This is a genomic window from Thiobacter subterraneus, from assembly GCF_055379455.1.
In genome coordinates this window covers 1931460-1948977 of the sequence record NZ_AP042402.1, presented here as the reverse complement: position 1 = coordinate 1948977, position 17518 = coordinate 1931460, and the positions used below count along the sequence as shown (strand labels likewise).

The window sequence follows — 17518 nt, the reverse complement described above, 5'->3', positions numbered from 1 at the left end:
CCAACCCGAGATGAAACCTCAGAGGTGCACTATGAGCATACGGACCCTTCTCCCCCTCAAGCACGTCGCGGCCCTGTGCCTCTGGATGATGCTCGCGCCCCTCGCCCTGGCCCAGGACAGCGAAGAGGCGGCCAGCAACAGCATCACCGCCATTGACTACACCGTGCTCCAGGGCGGCAAGCTCCTGCTCAAGGTGGGACTGAAACAGCCCCTCGCCAATCCGCCCGCGGGCTTCACCATCAACAATCCGCCGCGCATCGCCCTGGATTTCCCTGACACCGCCAATGCCCTGGGCAAGAGCACCATCAACGTGGGCGAAGGGGCCCTGCGCAGCGTGAACGTGGTCCAGTCGGGCAAAAAGACCCGACTCGTGCTCAACCTCGCCCGCAACACCCCCTATGACACCACCATCGAGGGCAATACCCTGGTGATCGCCCTGCAGGGCGTCGCGCCATCCGCCACCGTGGCCACCCGCACCACCCACTTCGCCGAGGACCGCGGCACCAGCGGCCATAGCATCCGCGACGTGGACTTCCGGCGCGGCCGTGCCGGCGAGGGGCGCGTGGTGGTGGACCTGTCGGATCCCAACGTGGGCATCGACATCCGGCAGCAGGGCAAGAACCTGGTCATCGACCTGCTCAACACCACCGTGCCCAGGAACCTGGAGCGGCGCATGGACGTGACGGACTTCGGCACGCCGGTGCTCACCGTGGACACCTTCCAGCAGGGCAGCACCGCGCGCATCGTGGTGGAACCCAAGGGTGAATGGGAGCACTCCGCCTATCAGGCCGACCGCCAGTTCATCGTGGACATCAAGCCGGTGCAGGAAGATCCTGCCCGTCTGGTGCGCGGCAAGCGCTACACCGGCGAGAAGCTGTCCCTCAATTTCCAGAACGTGGAAGTGCGGGCGGTGTTGCAGGTGATCGCCGATTTCACGGGACTCAACATCATCACCAGCGACACGGTCACCGGCAACCTGACCCTGCGTCTCAAGGACGTGCCCTGGGACCAGGCACTGGACATCATCCTGCAAAGCCGGGGGCTGTCCATGCGCAAGAATGGCAACGTGATCTGGATCGCCCCCACGGATGAGCTCGCCACCAAGGAAAAACTCGAGCTCGAGGCCAAGCAGCAGATCCTGGACCTGGAGCCGCTGCACACCGAGACCTTCCACCTGCGCTTCCAGCGGGCGGAAAACTTCGTCAAGGTTCTGACCGACGAGAAGCAGCGCATCCTGTCCAAGCGGGGCAGCGCGGTGATCGACCCGCGCACCAACACCCTGTTCATCCAGGACACCCCCTCCAAGATGGAGGAGATCCGCCGCCTGATCGATCAGGTGGACGTACCGGTGAAGCAGGTGATGATCGAGTCGCGCATCGTCGAGGCCCAGGACAGCTTCGCCAAGAACCTGGGTGCCCGGCTGGGGGTGCATTACACCGACAGCTACATCCCCGTGAGCAGCGGCAGCAAAACCCGGGTCGTCCCCGGTGGCAGCTTTGAGGATACCGGTTATCACACCGGGCAGATCGCCGATGCCCCGACGGTGCCCCAGTTCCTGAACGTGAACATGGCGGCCGCCAAAGTGGCCGGCTTCAACCCGGGCAGCATCGCCCTGACCCTGTTCCGGGCGGGGGCGGGACGTTTCCTCAACCTGGAGCTCACCGCCCTGCAGTCCGATGGCCGCGGCAAGATCATCTCCAACCCGCGGGTGGTGACCGCCGACCAGGTGGAAGCCACCATCGAGCAGGGCACGGAAATTGCCTACCAGCAGGCCACCAGCAGCGGCGCCACCGCGGTGCAGTTCAAGAAGGCGGTGCTCTCCCTCAAGGTGAAGCCTCAGATCACGCCCGATGACAACGTGATCATGGACATCAAAGTCAACAAGGACTCGCCCAACTTCGACCGCATCGTGGCAGGGGTGCCGCCCATCGACACCAAGCAGATCAGCACCCAGGTGCTGGTGGAAAACGGCGGCACCGTGGCCATCGGCGGCATCTACACCCAGGACGAGTCGGAGCGGATCACCAAGGTGCCCCTGTTCGGCGACATTCCCGTGCTGGGTCATCTGTTCCGCAACACCAGCAAGCAGGACAACAAGACGGAGCTGCTGATCTTCGTCACCCCGCGCATCCTCAAGGAATCGCTGAACCTGCGCTGAGTCCCGCACAGGCCCGCCCTTCCGTTGGGAGGGCGGGGCTTTTCCGCTAGAATTGCCCGTCATGGGTGCTGCAAAAGCGATGACGGGCAATCTGTTTCTGGTGGGGTTGATGGGCGCCGGCAAGACCACGGTGGGCCGGCTGCTTGCGCGTCACCTCAACAAGACCTTCATCGACGCCGACCAGGAGCTGGAGGCCCGGACGGGGGTGCGCATTCCGGTGATCTTCGAGCTGGAGGGGGAGGAAGGCTTCCGGCGCCGGGAGGCGGATCTGCTCCGGGAGCTGGTCACGCGCCGCGACATCGTGCTGGCCACCGGCGGCGGAGCGGTGTTGCGGCCGGAGAACCGCGCGGCCCTGGCCGACAACGGCATCGTGATCTATCTCCAGGCGAGCGTGGACGACCTCTGGGCGCGCACCCGCCATGACCGCAACCGGCCCCTGCTGCAGACCGCCGATCCCCGCGCGAAACTTGCGCAACTCCTGAATGAGCGGGATCCCCTCTATCGCGAGATCGCCGACATCATCGTCACCTCGGGCCCGCACAGCGTGCACCAGGTGGTGCGCGAGATCGAACAAAAACTGGCGGCCCTCCGGGCTGCTCCCACCGCCCATGCAAACACTCACGGTTGAGCTCGGCGAGCGCAGCTATCCCATCCACGTGGGTGCGGGCCTGATCAGGCGCGCCGAGCTGATCCTGCCCCATCTGCCCATGCCCCGCGTGGCGGTGGTGACCAACACCACGGTCGGGCCCCTCTATCTCGATACCCTGCGCGCCACCCTGGAAGGTGCGGGCGTGAGTGTGCTGCCCATCGAGCTGCCGGACGGGGAGCAATACAAGAATGCCGACACCCTGGGCCGCATCTATGACGCGCTGCTGGCAGCGCGCATGGAACGCAAGGGCACCCTGATCGCCCTGGGGGGCGGCGTCATCGGTGACCTCACCGGCTTTGCCGCAGCCACCTATCTGCGGGGCGTGCCCTTCATCCAGGTGCCCACCACGCTGCTTGCCCAGGTGGACTCCTCGGTGGGAGGCAAGACCGGCATCAACCATCCCCTGGGCAAGAACATGATCGGCGCCTTCTACCAGCCGCGCCTGGTGCTGGCCGATACCGACACGCTCCAGACGCTGCCCGACCGAGAACTCTCCGCGGGTCTGGCGGAAGTGATCAAGTACGGCCTCATCCGCGATCCCGAATTCTTCGCCTGGCTGGAAGCCAACATGGAACGCCTGCTCGCCCGCGATGGGGAGGCCCTCACCTTCGCCATCCTGCGTTCCTGCCGCAACAAGGCCGAGGTGGTGGCGGCCGACGAGCGCGAGGGTGGCGTGCGCGCCATCCTCAACCTGGGCCACACCTTCGGCCACGCCATCGAGGCGGGACTGGGCTACGGCGTGTGGCTGCACGGCGAGGCCGTGGCGGCGGGCATGGTGCTGGCGGCGGATCTGTCCATGCGTCTTTCCTGGCTCACGCCGGACGACGTGGAACGGGTGCGTGCCCTGGTGCGCCGGGCGCGCCTGCCGGACCGTGCACCCGATCTGGGTGTGGCCCGCTACCAGGCCCTGATGGGGCTGGACAAGAAGGTCGAGGGGGGCCGTGTGCGTTTCGTCCTGCTCAGGCGCCTGGGCGAGGCCGTGGTCACCGCCGACGTGCCCGAGGCCCTGCTCGCCGCAACCCTCCGGGAAAATGTCGCACCCCTCTGACTATCCGGCGGGGGAACGCGCCCCCTATGCCGCCGACCCGGCCAAGAGCCGCGGCCGCCGCTACCCAGAACCCGCGCCGGCAGGCCGCACCGAATTCCAGCGCGACCGCGACCGCATCATCCACTCCACCGCCTTCCGCCGCCTGGAATACAAGACCCAGGTGTTCGTGAACCACGAAGGCGACCTGTTCCGCACCCGTCTCACCCACAGCCTGGAAGTGGCCCAGATCGGCCGCGCCATCGCGCGCAGCCTGCGCCTGGACCAGGATTTGGTGGAGGCCATCGCCCTGGCCCACGACCTGGGCCACACGCCCTTCGGACACACCGGCCAGGATGCCCTCAACGCCTGCATGCGGGACTACGGCGGCTTCGAGCACAACCTCCAGTCCCTGCGCGTGGTGGATGTGCTGGAAGAACGCTATGCGGAATTCGATGGCTTGAACCTCACCTTCGAAACCCGCGAGGGCATCCTCAAGCATTGCTCCCCGGCGAAGGCCCAGGAGCTGGGGGATGTGGGCGAACGTTTCCTTGACCGGCGCCAGCCTTCCCTGGAGGCCCAGGTGGCCAATCTCGCCGATGAGATCGCCTACAACAACCACGACGTGGACGACGGCCTGCGCTCCGGGCTCATCACCCTGGAGGAGCTGTCGGAGGTGACGGTGTTCGCGCGCCACCTGGAGGAAGTCAGGCGGCGCTATCCCCAGCTCACCGGCCGGCGCGTGATCCACGAGACCGTGCGGCGCATGATCAACACCCTGATCCTGGACCTGGTGGAAAACAGCAGCCGCAACATTGCCGAGGTGGCGCCTGCCTCCATCGAGGAGGTGCGCGCGGCGCCGCCGCTGATCGGGTTCAGCCCCGCCATCCGCGCCGAGCAGCAGGAACTCAAGCAGTTCCTGCGCACCCGTCTCTATCAGCACTACCGGGTCAACCGCATGAGCCGCAAGGCGCGGCGCATCATCACTGCCCTGTTCGAGGCCTTCATGGACGATCCCCGTCTGTTGCCGCCGGAACACCAGGAGAAAGCCCGGCGGGACAAGGCGCGGGCCATCGCCGACTACATCGCCGGCATGACCGACCGTTACGCCATGAAGGAATATCACCGGTTGTTCTCGGTCGAGGAGATATGAGCGCCACCACCCTCGATCCGGCCCGGTTCCTATCCACCCACGCCTATGACCAGGACATTCCCCCCAGCATCGCCGACGGGGTGGCGGGACTGCTGGCCCAGGACCGGCACATCGTGGTGGTGACGGGCAGGATGGACGGCCGCATGAGCGGCTTTCTGGCGGATCTCTGTCACGGCATTTCCCGCCGGGGCACCCTGCTGCGCATCAAGGCGCCCCTGCCGCCAACGGAATTCCATGGCGCGCTGGCCGCGCAGCTGCAACTGCCCGCCGACGGCGAGGAGCGCCTGCCGCTGGCGGCGCGTATCGGGCGGCGGCTGATGCAGCCCGCACCGCGGGGCCGCTTCGTTCTCCTGTGCGAGGCTGCGGACCGCTACCAAGACGAAACCCTGGAAGCCGTGCGCCAGCTCAGCAACTACCCCGTGAGCATCGTGCTGGCCGGCAGCCACCGCCTGTGGCGGCGCCTGAAGGCCCGGCGCCTGGCGCCCCTGTCCCAGCGCATCACCCATCGGCTGGCCCTCAACCGCAGCGGGCTGCTGGCCAATCCCTTCTGGCCCACGGTGCTCCTGCTGCTCGCCGGGGGCGGCGGCCTCATCTACGTCCTGTGGACCCCGCCTCCCCTGCCGGAACCGCCCACGCGCCCCATCGTGAGCCCGCCGGCACCCGCGGCCAGCCGGCCGGCCCCCCCGCCCCCCACGGCGCAGGCAGCCGTCCCGGAGCCGGCCGCTGCCGGAACCGAAGCCGGCCTCACCCTGGTGCTGGAACGGGACCTGCGTTCCCGCTGAATCACATCAGCACGATGTCGTACTGCTCCTGGGTGTACTGGTTCTCCACCTGGAGGGAGATGGGTTTGCCGATGAAGTCGGCGAGCTGGGCAAGGCTCTGGGATTCCTCGTCCAGGAACAGGTCGATCACCGGCTGCGAGGCGAGGATGCGGAATTCCCGCGCGTTGTACTGGCGCGCCTCGCGCAGGAGTTCGCGCAGAATCTCGTAGCACACGGTCTGGGCGGTCTTGAGCTCGCCCCGTCCCTGGCAGACAGGACAGGGCTCGCACAGGACGTGGGCCAGGCTTTCCCGGGTGCGCTTGCGGGTCATCTCGACGAGCCCCAGGGCCGTAAAGCCGTTCACCGTCATGCGCGTGCGGTCGCGCGCCAGCGCCTTGCGGAACTCGTCCAGCACCGCCGCCTTGTGTTCCGCGTTGTCCATGTCGATGAAGTCGATGATGATAATGCCCCCCAGATTCCTGAGCCGCAGCTGGCGGGCGATGGCATGGGCCGCCTCCAGGTTGGTCTTGAAGATGGTGTCGTCGAAGTTGCGCCCCCCCACGAAGGCACCCGTGTTGACGTCGATGGTGGTGAGGGCCTCGGTCTGGTCGATGATGAGATAACCGCCGGACTTGAGCTCCACCTTGCGCGAGAGCGCCTTCTCGATTTCCGCTTCCACCTGGTAGAGATCGAACAGGGGCCGCTCGCCCTGGTAATGCTCGATGCGCGGCGCGACGTTGGCCACATAGCTGCCGGCGAAGGCCTGCATGCGGGCATAGGTCTCGCGGGAATCCACCAGGATGCGCGCGGTGTCGTCGTGGACGAAATCCCGCAGCACACGCAGGGGCAGGTCCAGTTCCTGGTAGAGCAGGGTCTGGGGGGGCGCGCTGCGCGCCTTTTCCTCGATGCCCTGCCAGATGCGCTGCAGGTACTGGATGTCGGCGGCGAGTTCGGTCTCGGTGGCAGTCTCCGCGCTGGTGCGCACGATGTAGCCGCCGCGGGCATCCGCCGGCAGCAGATGGGTCAACCGCTCCCGCAGGAGCTCCCGTTCCTGCTCGTCCTCGATGCGCTGGGAGATGCCGATGTGGGTCTCCTGGGGCAGATAGACCAACAGCCGCCCGGCGATGCTCACCTGGGTGGAGAGGCGAGCGCCCTTGGTGCCGATGGGGTCCTTGATCACCTGCACCAGAAGCGTCTGGCCCTCGTGCAGGATTTTCTCGATGGGCCGCCCCTCCTGGGGTTTCTGCTGCCAGATGTCCGCCACATGCAGGAAGGCGGCGCGTTCCAGGCCGATTTCCACGAAGGCCGACTGCATGCCGGGCAGCACGCGCGCCACCCGTCCCTGGTAGATGTTGCCCACCAGGCCGCGGCTCGAGGCGCGCTCGATGTGCAGTTCCTGCACCACGCCCTGCTGCATCACGGCCACGCGGGTTTCCTGGGGCGTGACGTTGATCAGGATCTCTTCGCTCACGGTATGCGGATGCCCACCTTTTGCAGAAGCCGGGCCGTCTCGAACAGGGGCAGGCCCATCACCCCGGTGTAACTGCCCTCGATGCGGCGCACGAAGGCCGCCGCCCGACCCTGGATGCCATAGGCACCGGCCTTGTCCAGCGGCTCGCCGCTGGCCACGTAGGCCTCGATCTCGGCCTGGGTGAGGCGCCGGAACACCACCTGGGTCTCCGACAGGGCAAGCTGGAGTTTACCCCGAAACATCACGGCCACCGCGGTGAGCACCCGGTGGCGGCGGCCCGACAGGCGCGCAAGCCAGGCCGCCGCTTCCTGGGCGTCGGCCGGCTTGCCCAGGACACGCCGGCCCAGCACCACCACCGTATCCGCCGCCAGCACCGGCAGGGGCTTCAGCCGCCGTTCCAGCACGCGCATCGCGCCTACCTCGGCCTTGATGCGCGCCAGCCGGCGCACCTGCTGCTCCGGCGTTTCCCGCGGCAAAGGGGCTTCATTCACGTCCGGCACCAGCACCCGGTGGGCGATGCCCAGCTGGTGCAGAAGCTCGCGCCGGCGCGGCGAGGCGGAGGCGAGATAGACGACGGGCGCGGGCCGCTTCATGGCTGGCCTTTCGCCAGGCGCGCGAGCTGCCGGTCATGGAGGCGCGCCAGGCCGAGCAGGGCCAGCCCCGCGCCCAGCAGGGCAAAGGCCATGTCCGACTGGGTATCCCATGGGTCGCCCTGGGTGGCGAGAAAGGCCCCGGCGGCGTCCCCGGAGGCCAGCGCCACGCCCCATTCGATGAGCTCGTAGGCCGCGCTCAGGGCGAGGCAGAAGCAGAGGATCAGGAAATTGAGCCAGCCCCGGCCACGCACGACGCGCAGCCGCACCAGGATCTCCCGTGCCAGCAGGGCGGGGACGAAGCCCTGGGCCAGATGCCCCACCTTGTCGTAATTGTTGCGCTGCCAGCCCAGGGCCTCGCGCAGCCAGTCAAACAGCGGCACTTGGGCGTAGGTGTAGTGTCCGCCGACCATGAGGATCACGGCATGGGCCAGGATCAACCAGTAGGCCAGCGGCGTCAGGGGAAAGCGCCGGCGTGTGGCCACCAGCAGCGGCAGCGCGACGAGCGCCGGCAGCACCTCCAGAAACCAGGTGAAATAGTCCCGGGGCGCAATGGCAGACCAGATCAGCACCCCGGCATAGAGGCCGAACCATAGCAGGCCCATGCTCACTCGCGATGATAGGGATGACCCTGGCGGATGGTCATGGCGCGGTAGAGCGCCTCCGCCACCAGCACACGCACCAGCCCGTGGGGCAGGGTCAGGGACGAGAGGGACCAGGTGAGATCGGCCTGGCGCTTGATCGCCGGGGCGAGGCCATCAGCGCCACCGATCACGAAGGCCACGTCGCGCCCGCTGGCGAGCCATTCGTCCAGCTTCACGGCGAGGCTTTGGCTGGTGAAAGCCTGGCCATGCTCGTCCAGCACCACCCGCAGTGCCCCGCGCGGCAGGGCGGCCTGGATGCGCGCGGCTTCCGCTTCGAGCACCTGCTCCGTGCTGCGTCCGCCGTCGCGCTTTTCCGGACGGATCTCGATCAACTCCATGCGGGCCTCGCGCGGCATGCGTTTCCGGTATTCGGCAAAGCCCTCCTGCACCCAGTCCGGCATGCGCTGACCCACCGCGATGATCGCCAGGCGCATGGGCTCTAAGATACCCTTCCCCGTGCCCGGCTGGGCGAGGCGCCCCAGAGCTCTTCCAGGTTGTAGTAGGCGCGCACCGCCGGATGCATGATGTGGACGATGACACTGCCCAGGTCCACCAGGATCCAGTCGCCGCTTTCCTCGCCCTCCACACCCATGACCTGGGCACCCGCGGCCCTGGCCTTTTCCACCACGTTGCGTGCGAGAGCCTTGGTCTGGCGCGCGGACTCGCCGCTGGCCACGATCATGAAATCGGCGATGGAAGTAAGCTGCTTGACGTCCATCACCACGATGTCCCGGGCCTTGATGTCTTCCAGGGCGGCCACGGCCACCTGGCGCAGGGTTTCACTGTTGGGGGCTTCGTTCATAGAGTCGGTTTCGGTGAATGTAATCCAGGACGGTATCCGGCAGCAGATAGCGGGCGGTGCGGCCCGCCGCCAGTTCGGCACGGATGCGGGTGGCGGAAATGTCCAGGGCCGTGATGGTCTGCAGGTAGATGCAGCCGGCCGGGGCCTTGGCCAGGAAGGTGACATCGGCCACGCGGCGCGCGCGCCATTGCGCGGCCAGGGCCGGCGGCAGACCCGGATGCCCGTCCAGGGGGGGGCAACCGGGGCGTTGCGCCACCACCAGATGGGCCAGATCGAACAGCAGAGGCCAGCGGTGCCAGGTGGTGAGCCCGAGGAAGGCATCCGCCCCCAGGATCAGGCACAGGGAGCGCTCATGGCCCAGTTCGCTGCGCAGGGCGCCGAGCGTGTCCACGGTGTAGCCCGGCGCGTTGCCGGCCACTTCCCGCTCGTCCACGGAGAACAGGGTGTTGCCGGCACAGGCTAGGCGTACCATGGCCAGCCGATGCCCGGCCGCGGCGCGGGGCGTGCTGCGGTGCCAGGGACTGCCGGTGGGAATGAAGCGGACCTCGCAAAGCCCCACGCCCTCCGCCACCTCCTGGGCCAGGCGCAGGTGGCCGTAGTGGATGGGATCGAAGGTGCCGCCGAGGATGCCGATCATGAAGGACGCGGGGCCAGCGCCTCTGGCCGGCGCGTGCTGCCGCGATGCCGGGCGCCGGGAGGAGTCACGTCCGCACCTGGCCGTCGCCCAGCACCACGAACTTCTGGCAGGTGAGGCCTTCCAGGCCCACGGGGCCGCGTGCGTGGATCTTGTCAGTGGAAATGCCGATCTCGGCGCCCAGGCCGTATTCGAAGCCGTCGGCGAAGCGGGTGGAGGCATTCACCATCACCGAGCTGGAATCCACCTCGCGCAGGAAGCGGCGCGCCCGGCTGTAGTCTTCCGTGACGATGGCGTCGGTGTGCTGGGAGCCGTAGGTGTTGATGTGCTCGATGGCCGCGTCCAGATCCGGCACCACGCGGATGGCGATGATGGGCGCGAGATACTCCGTGCTCCAGTCTTCCTCGGTGGCGGGCTTCATTTCCGGGACGATGGCGCGGGACTTGTCGCAACCGCGCATTTCCACACCCTTTTCGGCATAGATCCGGGCGATGCGCGGCAGCACCGCCTGGGCCACGCCCTCCGCCACCAGCAGGGTTTCCATGGTGTTGCAGGTGCCGTAGCGGCTGGTCTTGGCGTTGTCGGCGATTTTCACCGCCTTGTCCAGATCGGCCCGGTCGTCGATATAGACGTGGCACACGCCGTGCAGGTGCTTGATCACGGGAATGCGCGCCTCGTTGATCAGCCGCTCGATCAGGCCCTTGCCGCCCCGGGGCACGATCACGTCCACGTATTCCTTCATGGTGATGAGCTCGCCCACCGCGGCCCGGTCCGTGGTTTCGATCACCTGCACCGCCGTTTCCGGCAGGCCGGCGGCGCTCAACCCCTCGCGCACGCAGGCGGCGATGGCCTGGTTGGACTCGATGGCTTCCGACCCGCCGCGCAGGATGGCCGCATTGCCGCTCTTGAGACACAGCCCCGCGGCGTCCGCCGTCACGTTGGGGCGCGCCTCGTAGATGATGCCGATCACCCCCAGGGGCACGCGCATGCGTCCCACCTGGATGCCCGAAGGCCGGTAATTGAGGTCGGTGATGCTGCCCACCGGATCCGGCAGGGCGGCGATCTGGCGCAGCCCCTCCGCCATGGCCGCCACCGCCCTGGCACTCAGGGCGAGCCGGTCCAGGAGCGCCGCATCCAGCCCGGCGGCGCGCGCCCGTTCCAGGTCGCGGGCATTGGCGGCAAGGAGTTTTTCCTGATCCCGTTCGATGGCCGCGGCCATGGTGAGGAGCGCCCGGTTCTTCGCCTGGGTGTCTGCCCGGGCCATGGCACGGGAGGCGGCGCGGGCCTGCTGACCCACCTGTTTCATGTACTGTTTGATGTCCATCCCACGAATTTCCGAAGAAACCTCTGGCAAGGCCCGGCGCCTTGGCGGAAGTCCCTCAGGCCGGCCGGGCGATGCGCAGAGCGAGCTGCAGCAGCTCGTCCCACACGTCCCCCGGCACCAGGCCCTTGCTCATTCTATCAACTTCCGCCGCGTGTCCCAGGGCAGCGGCCAGCTGGGCCGCCGTGAGTTTGCCCACGGCCCGTTGCGCAAGCGCCCGGCGGGGGCCCCAGAAACCGCCTTCCCGCAACGCGGCATCCCAGCCCGCGCCCCCGTCCAGCGCCGCGCGGGCGCGGGTGAGGCCACGGATGGCCCAGGTGAGCACCCCCAGCACCGGCACCGGCTTTTCTCCGGCCGCCGCCAGGGCATCCAGAATGCGCGCGAGCCTGGCCACTTCTCCCGACAGCATGGCATCGGCCAGCTGGAACACATCGTAGCGGGAAACATCCAGCACCGCCTCGCTCACCTCCTCGAAGCTCAGGCGGCGCGGCGGATAGAGCAGGCCAAGCTTCTGGATTTCCTGATGGGCGGCGAGGAGGTTGCCCTCCACCTGCTGGGCCAGGAAGCGCAGGGTCTCCTCGTCCGCGCTCTGCCCCTGGCGCGCGAGGCGTTCCGCAAGCCAGGCCGGCAGCCGATCCAGCTCCACAGGGGCGACGTCCACCACCACGCCCGCCGAGGCCAGCGCCTGGAACCAGCCGGCTTGGGCTGCCCGCCGGTCCAGACGGGGCAGGGTGACCACGGTCAGGGTGTCCGGCGGCAGGGCGGCGCAATAGGCTTCCAGCGCGGCGCCGCCCTCGACGCCGGGCTTGCCACCGGGAATGCGCAATTCGAGCAGGCGCCGTGCCGCGAACAGGGACAGGCTTCCCGCCCGCGCGGCGAGCTCGCTCCATTTGAAGCCGCCTTCCACGGTGAGCACCTCGCGCTCGCCATAGCCCTGGGCGCGCGCCGCGGCGCGGATGGCATCCACCGCTTCCATCACCAGGAGGGGCTCGTCCCCCGTGATCACATAGAGGGGCGCAAGCCCGCGCGCGAGATGCCGGGGCAGGTCGGCCGCCCGCACCTGCATGGCTAGCGGGCCGGGCGGGCGGCGGCCAGCCGGCGCACGATCTGCTGCACGGCGTCGCTTTGCATGTCGCGGTAGAGCAGGGCTTCCTCCGCCTCCTTGGCCAGGGCGCGCGACGCGTCATAGGTGAGCTCGCGCCGCAGCTCGATGGTCTGCACAGGCAGCAGTTCTCTGCCTGCCGCATCGCGCACGCGGAAGGCGACGCGGTACAGGAGCCGGTATTCGCTCACACGACCCGCGCCACTGATGGAGAGGATCTGCTTCTCCCGCTGTTGGGACAGGACCTGGAGCACGGCCTGGGCCTGGGCCGGGTCCTCCACCACGCGGGTTTCGCTGGTGCGGATGGCGCGCGCCAGCTCCACCCCCATTTCCGGGCCGGCGTTTTCGATGTAGAGGCTCTGGTAGGGCAAGGTTGCCGCGCCGCGCAGCTGGAAACCGCAGGCGGCGAGCAGGAGCAGCAGGCTCAGGCCGAGGGCGCGGCGCAGCATGATCATCCCGCCACGATGTTCACCAGCCGGCCCGGCACCACCACCACCTTGCGGATGGCCTGCCCGGCGATGAACTTCTGGACGTTGGGATTGGCGCGGGCCAGGGCCTCGATGGTCTCCCGGTCCGCCTCGCGCGGCACCCGGATCTGGCCCCGGAGCTTGCCGTTCACTTGCACCACCAGCTCGATTTCCTCCTGCACCAGGGCGCTGGCATCGGGCTCCGGCCAGCGGGCATGGGTGAGGCTCGCGCCGGGACGCAGTTCGCGGTAAAGGGCTTCGCAGATGTGGGGCACGATGGGCCAGAGCATGTGGGCGACCAGTTCCAGCGCCTCCTGCATCACCGCCCGGGCCGGCGCCGAATCGTCCGTGACCCTGCCGAGGGCGTTCACCAGTTCCATCACCGAGGCGATGGCGGTGTTGAAGGTCTTGCGCCGGCCGATGTCGTCCGTGACCTTCTGCAGGGTGGCGTGCACCTGGCGGCGCAGCTCCCTGAGGGCGGGTGGAAGTTCCCCGCCGGCGTAGGCGGGCACCACGCCTTTTTCCACATGGGCATACACCAGTTTCCAGAGCCGGTTGAGGAAGCGCCAGGCCCCCTCCACACCGGCATCGGACCACTCCAGGGTATTCTCCGGGGGCGCGGCGAACATCATGAACAGCCGCGCGGTGTCGGCGCCGTACTGGTCGATCAGGGCCTGGGGGTCGACGCCGTTCTTCTTGGACTTGGACATGGTGCCGATGCCGCCGTATTCCACCGGCTGGCCGTCGGCGCGCGCCACCGCGCCGATGATGGCGCCCTTTTCGTCGCGGCGCACCTCCACCTCGTCCGGCGCGAAATAGGTGATGCCCCCCTTCTCCGTCCTGCGGAAGAAGATGTGGTTGAGCACCATGCCCTGGGTGAGCAGATTCGCGAACGGCTCGGATAGGCGCGTCAGGCCCAGGTCGCGCATGACCTTGGTCCAGAAACGGGAGTAGAGCAGATGCAGAATGGCATGCTCGATGCCGCCGATGTACTGGTCCGCGGGCATCCAGTAGTCGGCGCGGGCATCCACCATGGTCTGCGCATCCGGGCTGCAGTAGCGCAGGAAATACCAGGAGGAGTCGACGAAGGTGTCCATGGTGTCGGTCTCGCGCCGCGCAGGCCTGCCGCATTTCGGGCAGGTGCAGCGCAGGAAGGCCTCGCTCTTCGCCAGCGGATTGCCCGAGCCGTCCGGAATCAGGTCTTCCGGCAGCAGCACGGGTAACTGGTCATCCGGGACCGGCACCTCGCCGCAGGTTTCGCAATGGATGATGGGAATGGGCGTGCCCCAGTAGCGCTGGCGGGAAATGCCCCAGTCGCGCAGGCGCCAGGTGACTTTCTTCTCGCCGAGCCCCCGGGCGGCGAGATCGGCAGCGATGGCATCCACCGCCTGCTCGAAGCCGAGGCCGTCGTACCTGCCGGAATTGACACAGCGCCCGTGTTCCACGAAGGGCAGGGGCGCGGGACCGCCCGCTAGGGGCTCGATCACCACCCGGACGGGCAAACCATACTTGGTGGCGAACTCGTAGTCGCGCTCGTCGTGGGCCGGCACGGCCATCACCGCGCCTTCGCCATAGCCCATCAGCACGTAGTTGGCCACCCACACCGGCAGCGCCTCGCCGGTGAGGGGATGGGTGACGCTGAAGCCGGTGGGCATGCCTTTCTTTTCCTGGGTGGCGATCTCGGCCTCGGTCACGCCCCCCTTGCGGCATTCCTCGATGAAGGCGGCGAGCCGCGCGTCCCGGCGCGCCGCCTGGGCCGCCAGGGGATGTTCCGCCGCCACCGCCACATAGGTCGCGCCCATCAGGGTGTCGGCGCGGGTGGTGAACACCCACAGGACGTCCCGGCCGCCATCCGGCAGGGTGTAGGGAAAGCCCACCCGCACCCCGTGGCTCTTGCCGATCCAGTTCTTCTGCATCAGCTTCACCTGCTCGGGCCAGCCGGGCAGATGATCCAGCTCGGCGAGGAGCTCTTCGGCATAGCGCGTGATGGCGAGGTAATACATGGGAATCTCGCGCTTTTCCACCACGGCGCCGGTACGCCAGCCGCGCCCCTCGATCACCTGCTCGTTGGCGAGCACGGTTTGGTCCACCGGGTCCCAGTTGACCAGGCCGGTCTTCTGGTAGGCGATGCCCTTTTCCAGCATGCGCAAAAACAGCCACTGGTTCCAGCGGTAATACTCGGGCCGGCAGGTGGTCACCTCGCGCGTCCAGTCGATGGCGAAGCCCAGACGCTTGAGCTGCTGCTTCATGTAGGCGATGTTGTCGTAGGTCCAGCGCGCGGGCGCGACACCACTGGCCATGGCCGCGTTTTCCGCGGGCAGGCCGAAGGCATCCCAACCCATGGGCTGCATCACGTTGTAGCCCCGCATGCGGTGGAAGCGTGCCAGCACATCGCCGATGGTGTAGTTGCGCACGTGCCCCATGTGCAGCTTCCCGGAAGGATAGGGAAACATGGACAGGCAGTAGTACTTGGGCCTGGTTGGATCTTCGCGGGCGATGAAGGCGCCGGAGGACTCCCACTCGGCCTGGACTTGAGCTTCGATCTCGCGGGGGGAATAATGGGGCTGCATGGGTCCGCTTAAATGTCTGGTGCGAAACGCGGATTATACCCGCAGGGAAACCCCGCCATGGTGAGCCCCGCCCTGGAAAACCTGGAAAAAATGCTGGCAAGCGGCAAGGACAACGCCCTGCTGCGCTTCGGTCTGGGCAACGAGTATCTGAAACTCGACCGCCCCCTGGAGGCCGTCACCCATTTGCGCGCGGCAGTCGCCTTCGACCCGGGTTATTCCGCCGCCTGGAAGCTCCTGGGCAAGGCCCTGGCCCAGGCAGGCCAACTCGAGGATGCGCTCGCTGCCTACCGCCAGGGCATCGAGGCCGCGGAGAAAAAGGGCGACAAGCAGGCGGCCAAGGAAATGACGGTATTCGCCCGGCGCATCGAGAAGACCCTCGCCGGCGGCTGAGGGCGCCGGAAACCCCGCCTCACGGTTTGGCCCCGCAGCCGGCGACACAGCGGGTCTCATGGCGGATGATGCCGCCGCAGGCCTTAAAGCAGGCATCATAGGCTGTCTCGCAGCCACAGTCGTGGTCGCAGCGTTCCCGGCTCAGGCGTTCCAGCTCCTGCTCCAGGGTGGGCGCCGCAGGCGGTGGCGGTGGCGGAAAGGGGGGCACCCCACCCCACCATCCCCAGTAGGGGGGCCAGTACCCCCAGCCCAGCATCAGCTCCAGGCGGTAGCGTTCCAGCTCCCAACGGTAATCGGCCAAAGCCTTCTGATACGCCTCCAGACGCTGCATGTACCGGGCACGCGCCTCCGGCAGCAGGGTGTCACGACAGGCCTGATAACGTTGGGCGCAATCCGCCTGGCAAGTCTCGCGGCGGCGTACGCAGTCGTCCACACACGCCTGGGCCGCTGGCGGCGCCACGTATTCCTTGACGGTCTGGTGGCGCGGCGGAGTCGCGCAGGCCGCCAGAAGCGCAAACAGAACGATCCCCATTACCCGGCGGTTCATGACTTCCCCACGGCATGCCGCAAACAAAAACGCCGGGGCACCCCGCTGGGTCCCGGCGTTCCTGTCGCCCGGCCTGGCGACTCAGACCATGTCTTTGAGGGTCTTGAGAGCCTGGACCTTGACCACCTTGCGGGCGGGTTTGGCCTTGAACACCATCTCCTCCTTGGTGAAGGGATTGATGCCCTTGCGCGCCTTGGTGGCGGGCTTCACCACCACCTTGGCCTTCACGAAGCCCGGGATCATGAACACGCCGCCTTTTTTCAGGGCCTTGCCGGCCATGCTCTGGAGCGCGGCCAGCGCGGCACCGGCCTGCTTCTTGGTGATGCCGGCTTCCTGGGCGATGTGGGCGATGATTTCGGTCTTCGTGGGTGCTTTCGCGGGTGCAGCGGCCTTGGCCATATTGTCTCCTTGTGGGTTGGGGGAAAAAGCGCTGGGCCAATGCTAGCACAGCGAAAGCGGGATACAAGCCCCGGCAGCCTAAAAACAAGGGATTCCGCACACCCCCGGAGCGGGTGGGCGCGTTGCCCACAGAAACGCCCGAAACGAAAAGCCGGCACCAGGCCGGCTTTGGAAATGATGGTGGAGCGGAGGAGGATCGAACTCCCGACCTTCGCATTGCGAACGCGACGCTCTCCCAGCTGAGCTACCGCCCCACGCGAAGGCGCCATTTTAGGGGCAAAGGGGGCGGGCGTAAATGGCAGGGCCGTGTCCTCTGGTAGGATAAGAGCCGCGCCAGGTCGGCGCTTGATCGAACAGGAGACAACCATGCAAAACCATCACACTTGGGCGGGCCGCGTTGCGCGGTCGTTTTTCGTTGCGCTGGCAGTGCTGGCCTTCGCCGGCTGCGCCCAGCAGGCGGCGAAACCGGAAAAGCCGGGATTCGTGATCCAGGTCAGCGACAATGATCCGGCGAAATGGAACCTTGCCCTCAACAACGCCAAGAACGTACAGAAGGATCTGGGGGCGGATAAGGCCGAGGTGGAAATCGTGGCCTACGGGCCGGGGCTGAACATGCTCAAGGCGGAGTCGGAAGTGGCCAACCGCATCCAGGATGCCCTCAAGGATGGGGTGAAAGTGGTGGCCTGCGGCAACACCATGAAGGGCATGAAGGTGCAGAAGGAAGACCTGGTGCCGGGCGTGGGTGTGGTCAAGGCCGGCGTGCTGGAAATCGGCGAGAAACAGCGCGCGGGCTGGACGTACATTCGTCCCTGAAGGCACCTGCCTCACCAAAGAAG

At 67.4% G+C, this 17518-nt stretch carries 19 protein-coding genes and 1 tRNA gene; 7 read left to right on the top strand and 13 right to left on the bottom strand.

From position 1 onward, the window contains the following. The first annotated feature begins 31 nt into the window (after positions 1-31). The 5 genes from pilQ (at position 32) to ACZ42P_RS09670 (ending at position 5766) form a co-directional block, all read left to right on the top strand. On the top strand, positions 32-2158 hold the full coding sequence (gene pilQ, locus ACZ42P_RS09690; protein WP_464897351.1) for a type IV pilus secretin PilQ: 2127 nt from the start codon (positions 32-34) through the stop codon (positions 2156-2158). A gap of 61 nt (positions 2159-2219) precedes the next feature. Next, complete coding sequence (locus ACZ42P_RS09685) at positions 2220-2786, top strand: shikimate kinase (RefSeq protein WP_464897350.1); 567 nt, start codon at positions 2220-2222, stop codon at positions 2784-2786. Beyond that, complete coding sequence (aroB, locus tag ACZ42P_RS09680; RefSeq protein ID WP_464897349.1) at positions 2767-3855, top strand: 3-dehydroquinate synthase; 1089 nt, start codon at positions 2767-2769, stop codon at positions 3853-3855. The genes ACZ42P_RS09685 and aroB overlap by 20 nt, the downstream gene beginning before the upstream one ends. Next, positions 3839-4984: a deoxyguanosinetriphosphate triphosphohydrolase gene (locus tag ACZ42P_RS09675; RefSeq protein ID WP_464897348.1), complete on the top strand. Its 1146-nt coding sequence runs from the start codon at positions 3839-3841 to the stop codon at positions 4982-4984. The genes aroB and ACZ42P_RS09675 overlap by 17 nt, the downstream gene beginning before the upstream one ends. After that, positions 4981-5766, top strand: coding sequence for a hypothetical protein (locus ACZ42P_RS09670; protein WP_464897347.1), 786 nt, complete (start codon positions 4981-4983; stop codon positions 5764-5766). The genes ACZ42P_RS09675 and ACZ42P_RS09670 overlap by 4 nt, the downstream gene beginning before the upstream one ends. A gap of 1 nt (position 5767) precedes the next feature. Here ACZ42P_RS09670 and rng read toward each other — a convergent pair whose 3' ends face one another. From rng to leuS, 10 genes are all read right to left on the bottom strand, one after another. Beyond that, on the bottom strand, positions 5768-7216 hold the full coding sequence (rng, locus tag ACZ42P_RS09665; protein ID WP_464897346.1) for a ribonuclease G: 1449 nt from the start codon (positions 7214-7216) through the stop codon (positions 5768-5770). Next, entirely contained in the window at positions 7213-7809 is a 597-nt protein-coding gene (locus ACZ42P_RS09660) for a Maf family protein (protein ID WP_464897345.1), read from the bottom strand. Before ACZ42P_RS09660 ends, rng begins: the two co-directional genes overlap by 4 nt. Continuing rightward, positions 7806-8411, bottom strand: a complete 606-nt coding sequence (locus ACZ42P_RS09655; RefSeq protein ID WP_464897344.1) for a DUF2238 domain-containing protein — start codon at positions 8409-8411, stop codon at positions 7806-7808. Before ACZ42P_RS09655 ends, ACZ42P_RS09660 begins: the two co-directional genes overlap by 4 nt. 2 nt (positions 8412-8413) lie before the next feature. Then, a complete protein-coding gene (gene rlmH / locus ACZ42P_RS09650) occupies positions 8414-8884 on the bottom strand; it encodes a 23S rRNA (pseudouridine(1915)-N(3))-methyltransferase RlmH (RefSeq protein WP_464897343.1) in 471 nt (156 codons plus the stop codon). Positions 8885-8889: 5 nt separating this feature from the next. Then, positions 8890-9252: a ribosome silencing factor gene (rsfS, locus tag ACZ42P_RS09645; protein ID WP_464897342.1), complete on the bottom strand. Its 363-nt coding sequence runs from the start codon at positions 9250-9252 to the stop codon at positions 8890-8892. Continuing rightward, a complete protein-coding gene (nadD, locus tag ACZ42P_RS09640; protein WP_464897341.1) occupies positions 9230-9889 on the bottom strand; it encodes a nicotinate-nucleotide adenylyltransferase in 660 nt (219 codons plus the stop codon). The genes rsfS and nadD overlap by 23 nt, the downstream gene beginning before the upstream one ends. Before the next feature lie 64 nt (positions 9890-9953). Then, positions 9954-11210 carry a glutamate-5-semialdehyde dehydrogenase gene (locus ACZ42P_RS09635; RefSeq protein WP_464897340.1) on the bottom strand — a complete coding sequence of 419 codons (1257 nt, stop codon included), beginning with the start codon at positions 11208-11210 and terminating at the stop codon, positions 9954-9956. 55 nt (positions 11211-11265) lie between these two features. Further along, positions 11266-12273, bottom strand: coding sequence for a DNA polymerase III subunit delta (gene holA, locus ACZ42P_RS09630; RefSeq protein ID WP_464897339.1), 1008 nt, complete (start codon positions 12271-12273; stop codon positions 11266-11268). A gap of 2 nt (positions 12274-12275) precedes the next feature. Next, positions 12276-12758 carry an LPS-assembly lipoprotein LptE gene (locus ACZ42P_RS09625; RefSeq protein ID WP_464897338.1) on the bottom strand — a complete coding sequence of 161 codons (483 nt, stop codon included), beginning with the start codon at positions 12756-12758 and terminating at the stop codon, positions 12276-12278. Between the two features lie 2 nt (positions 12759-12760). Next, positions 12761-15346, bottom strand: a complete 2586-nt coding sequence (gene leuS, locus ACZ42P_RS09620) for a leucine--tRNA ligase (RefSeq protein ID WP_464897337.1) — start codon at positions 15344-15346, stop codon at positions 12761-12763. 57 nt (positions 15347-15403) lie between these two features. Here leuS and ACZ42P_RS09615 point away from each other — a divergent pair, with 57 nt between their 5' ends. Next, positions 15404-15736 carry a tetratricopeptide repeat protein gene (locus ACZ42P_RS09615; protein ID WP_464897336.1) on the top strand — a complete coding sequence of 111 codons (333 nt, stop codon included), beginning with the start codon at positions 15404-15406 and terminating at the stop codon, positions 15734-15736. Positions 15737-15755: 19 nt separating this feature from the next. On the opposite strand, the gene ACZ42P_RS09610 is transcribed toward ACZ42P_RS09615, so the two are convergent. The 3 genes from ACZ42P_RS09610 to ACZ42P_RS09600 all read right to left on the bottom strand — a co-directional run bounded on the left by ACZ42P_RS09610 (position 15756) and on the right by ACZ42P_RS09600 (position 16936). Further along, the gene (locus ACZ42P_RS09610) at positions 15756-16283 is read right to left on the bottom strand and encodes a hypothetical protein (protein WP_464897335.1); all 528 of its coding nucleotides are present in this window, start codon (positions 16281-16283) and stop codon (positions 15756-15758) included. Between the two features lie 81 nt (positions 16284-16364). Further along, a complete protein-coding gene (locus tag ACZ42P_RS09605) occupies positions 16365-16682 on the bottom strand; it encodes an HU family DNA-binding protein (protein ID WP_464897334.1) in 318 nt (105 codons plus the stop codon). 178 nt (positions 16683-16860) lie between these two features. Continuing rightward, positions 16861-16936, bottom strand: a tRNA-Ala gene (locus tag ACZ42P_RS09600). A 112-nt stretch (positions 16937-17048) separates the two neighbouring features. Here ACZ42P_RS09600 and ACZ42P_RS09595 point away from each other — a divergent pair. Continuing rightward, positions 17049-17495, top strand: coding sequence for a DsrE family protein (locus ACZ42P_RS09595; RefSeq protein ID WP_464897333.1), 447 nt, complete (start codon positions 17049-17051; stop codon positions 17493-17495). Positions 17496-17518 lie beyond the last annotated feature (23 nt).

Coding starts and splice junctions, on each gene's coding strand:
- pilQ (WP_464897351.1), top strand. CDS start 32: ATGAGCATACGGACCCTTCTCCCCCTCAAGCACGTCGCGGCCCTGTGC.
- ACZ42P_RS09685 (WP_464897350.1), top strand. CDS start 2,220: ATGGGTGCTGCAAAAGCGATGACGGGCAATCTGTTTCTGGTGGGGTTG.
- aroB (WP_464897349.1), top strand. CDS start 2,767: ATGCAAACACTCACGGTTGAGCTCGGCGAGCGCAGCTATCCCATCCAC.
- ACZ42P_RS09675 (WP_464897348.1), top strand. CDS start 3,839: ATGTCGCACCCCTCTGACTATCCGGCGGGGGAACGCGCCCCCTATGCC.
- ACZ42P_RS09670 (WP_464897347.1), top strand. CDS start 4,981: ATGAGCGCCACCACCCTCGATCCGGCCCGGTTCCTATCCACCCACGCC.
- ACZ42P_RS09660 (WP_464897345.1), bottom strand. CDS start 7,809: ATGAAGCGGCCCGCGCCCGTCGTCTATCTCGCCTCCGCCTCGCCGCGC.
- ACZ42P_RS09655 (WP_464897344.1), bottom strand. CDS start 8,411: ATGGGCCTGCTATGGTTCGGCCTCTATGCCGGGGTGCTGATCTGGTCT.
- rlmH (WP_464897343.1), bottom strand. CDS start 8,884: ATGCGCCTGGCGATCATCGCGGTGGGTCAGCGCATGCCGGACTGGGTG.
- rsfS (WP_464897342.1), bottom strand. CDS start 9,252: ATGAACGAAGCCCCCAACAGTGAAACCCTGCGCCAGGTGGCCGTGGCC.
- nadD (WP_464897341.1), bottom strand. CDS start 9,889: ATGATCGGCATCCTCGGCGGCACCTTCGATCCCATCCACTACGGCCAC.
- ACZ42P_RS09635 (WP_464897340.1), bottom strand. CDS start 11,210: ATGGACATCAAACAGTACATGAAACAGGTGGGTCAGCAGGCCCGCGCC.
- holA (WP_464897339.1), bottom strand. CDS start 12,273: ATGCAGGTGCGGGCGGCCGACCTGCCCCGGCATCTCGCGCGCGGGCTT.
- ACZ42P_RS09625 (WP_464897338.1), bottom strand. CDS start 12,758: ATGCTGCGCCGCGCCCTCGGCCTGAGCCTGCTGCTCCTGCTCGCCGCC.
- leuS (WP_464897337.1), bottom strand. CDS start 15,346: ATGCAGCCCCATTATTCCCCCCGCGAGATCGAAGCTCAAGTCCAGGCC.
- ACZ42P_RS09615 (WP_464897336.1), top strand. CDS start 15,404: ATGGTGAGCCCCGCCCTGGAAAACCTGGAAAAAATGCTGGCAAGCGGC.
- ACZ42P_RS09610 (WP_464897335.1), bottom strand. CDS start 16,283: ATGAACCGCCGGGTAATGGGGATCGTTCTGTTTGCGCTTCTGGCGGCC.
- ACZ42P_RS09605 (WP_464897334.1), bottom strand. CDS start 16,682: ATGGCCAAGGCCGCTGCACCCGCGAAAGCACCCACGAAGACCGAAATC.
- ACZ42P_RS09595 (WP_464897333.1), top strand. CDS start 17,049: ATGCAAAACCATCACACTTGGGCGGGCCGCGTTGCGCGGTCGTTTTTC.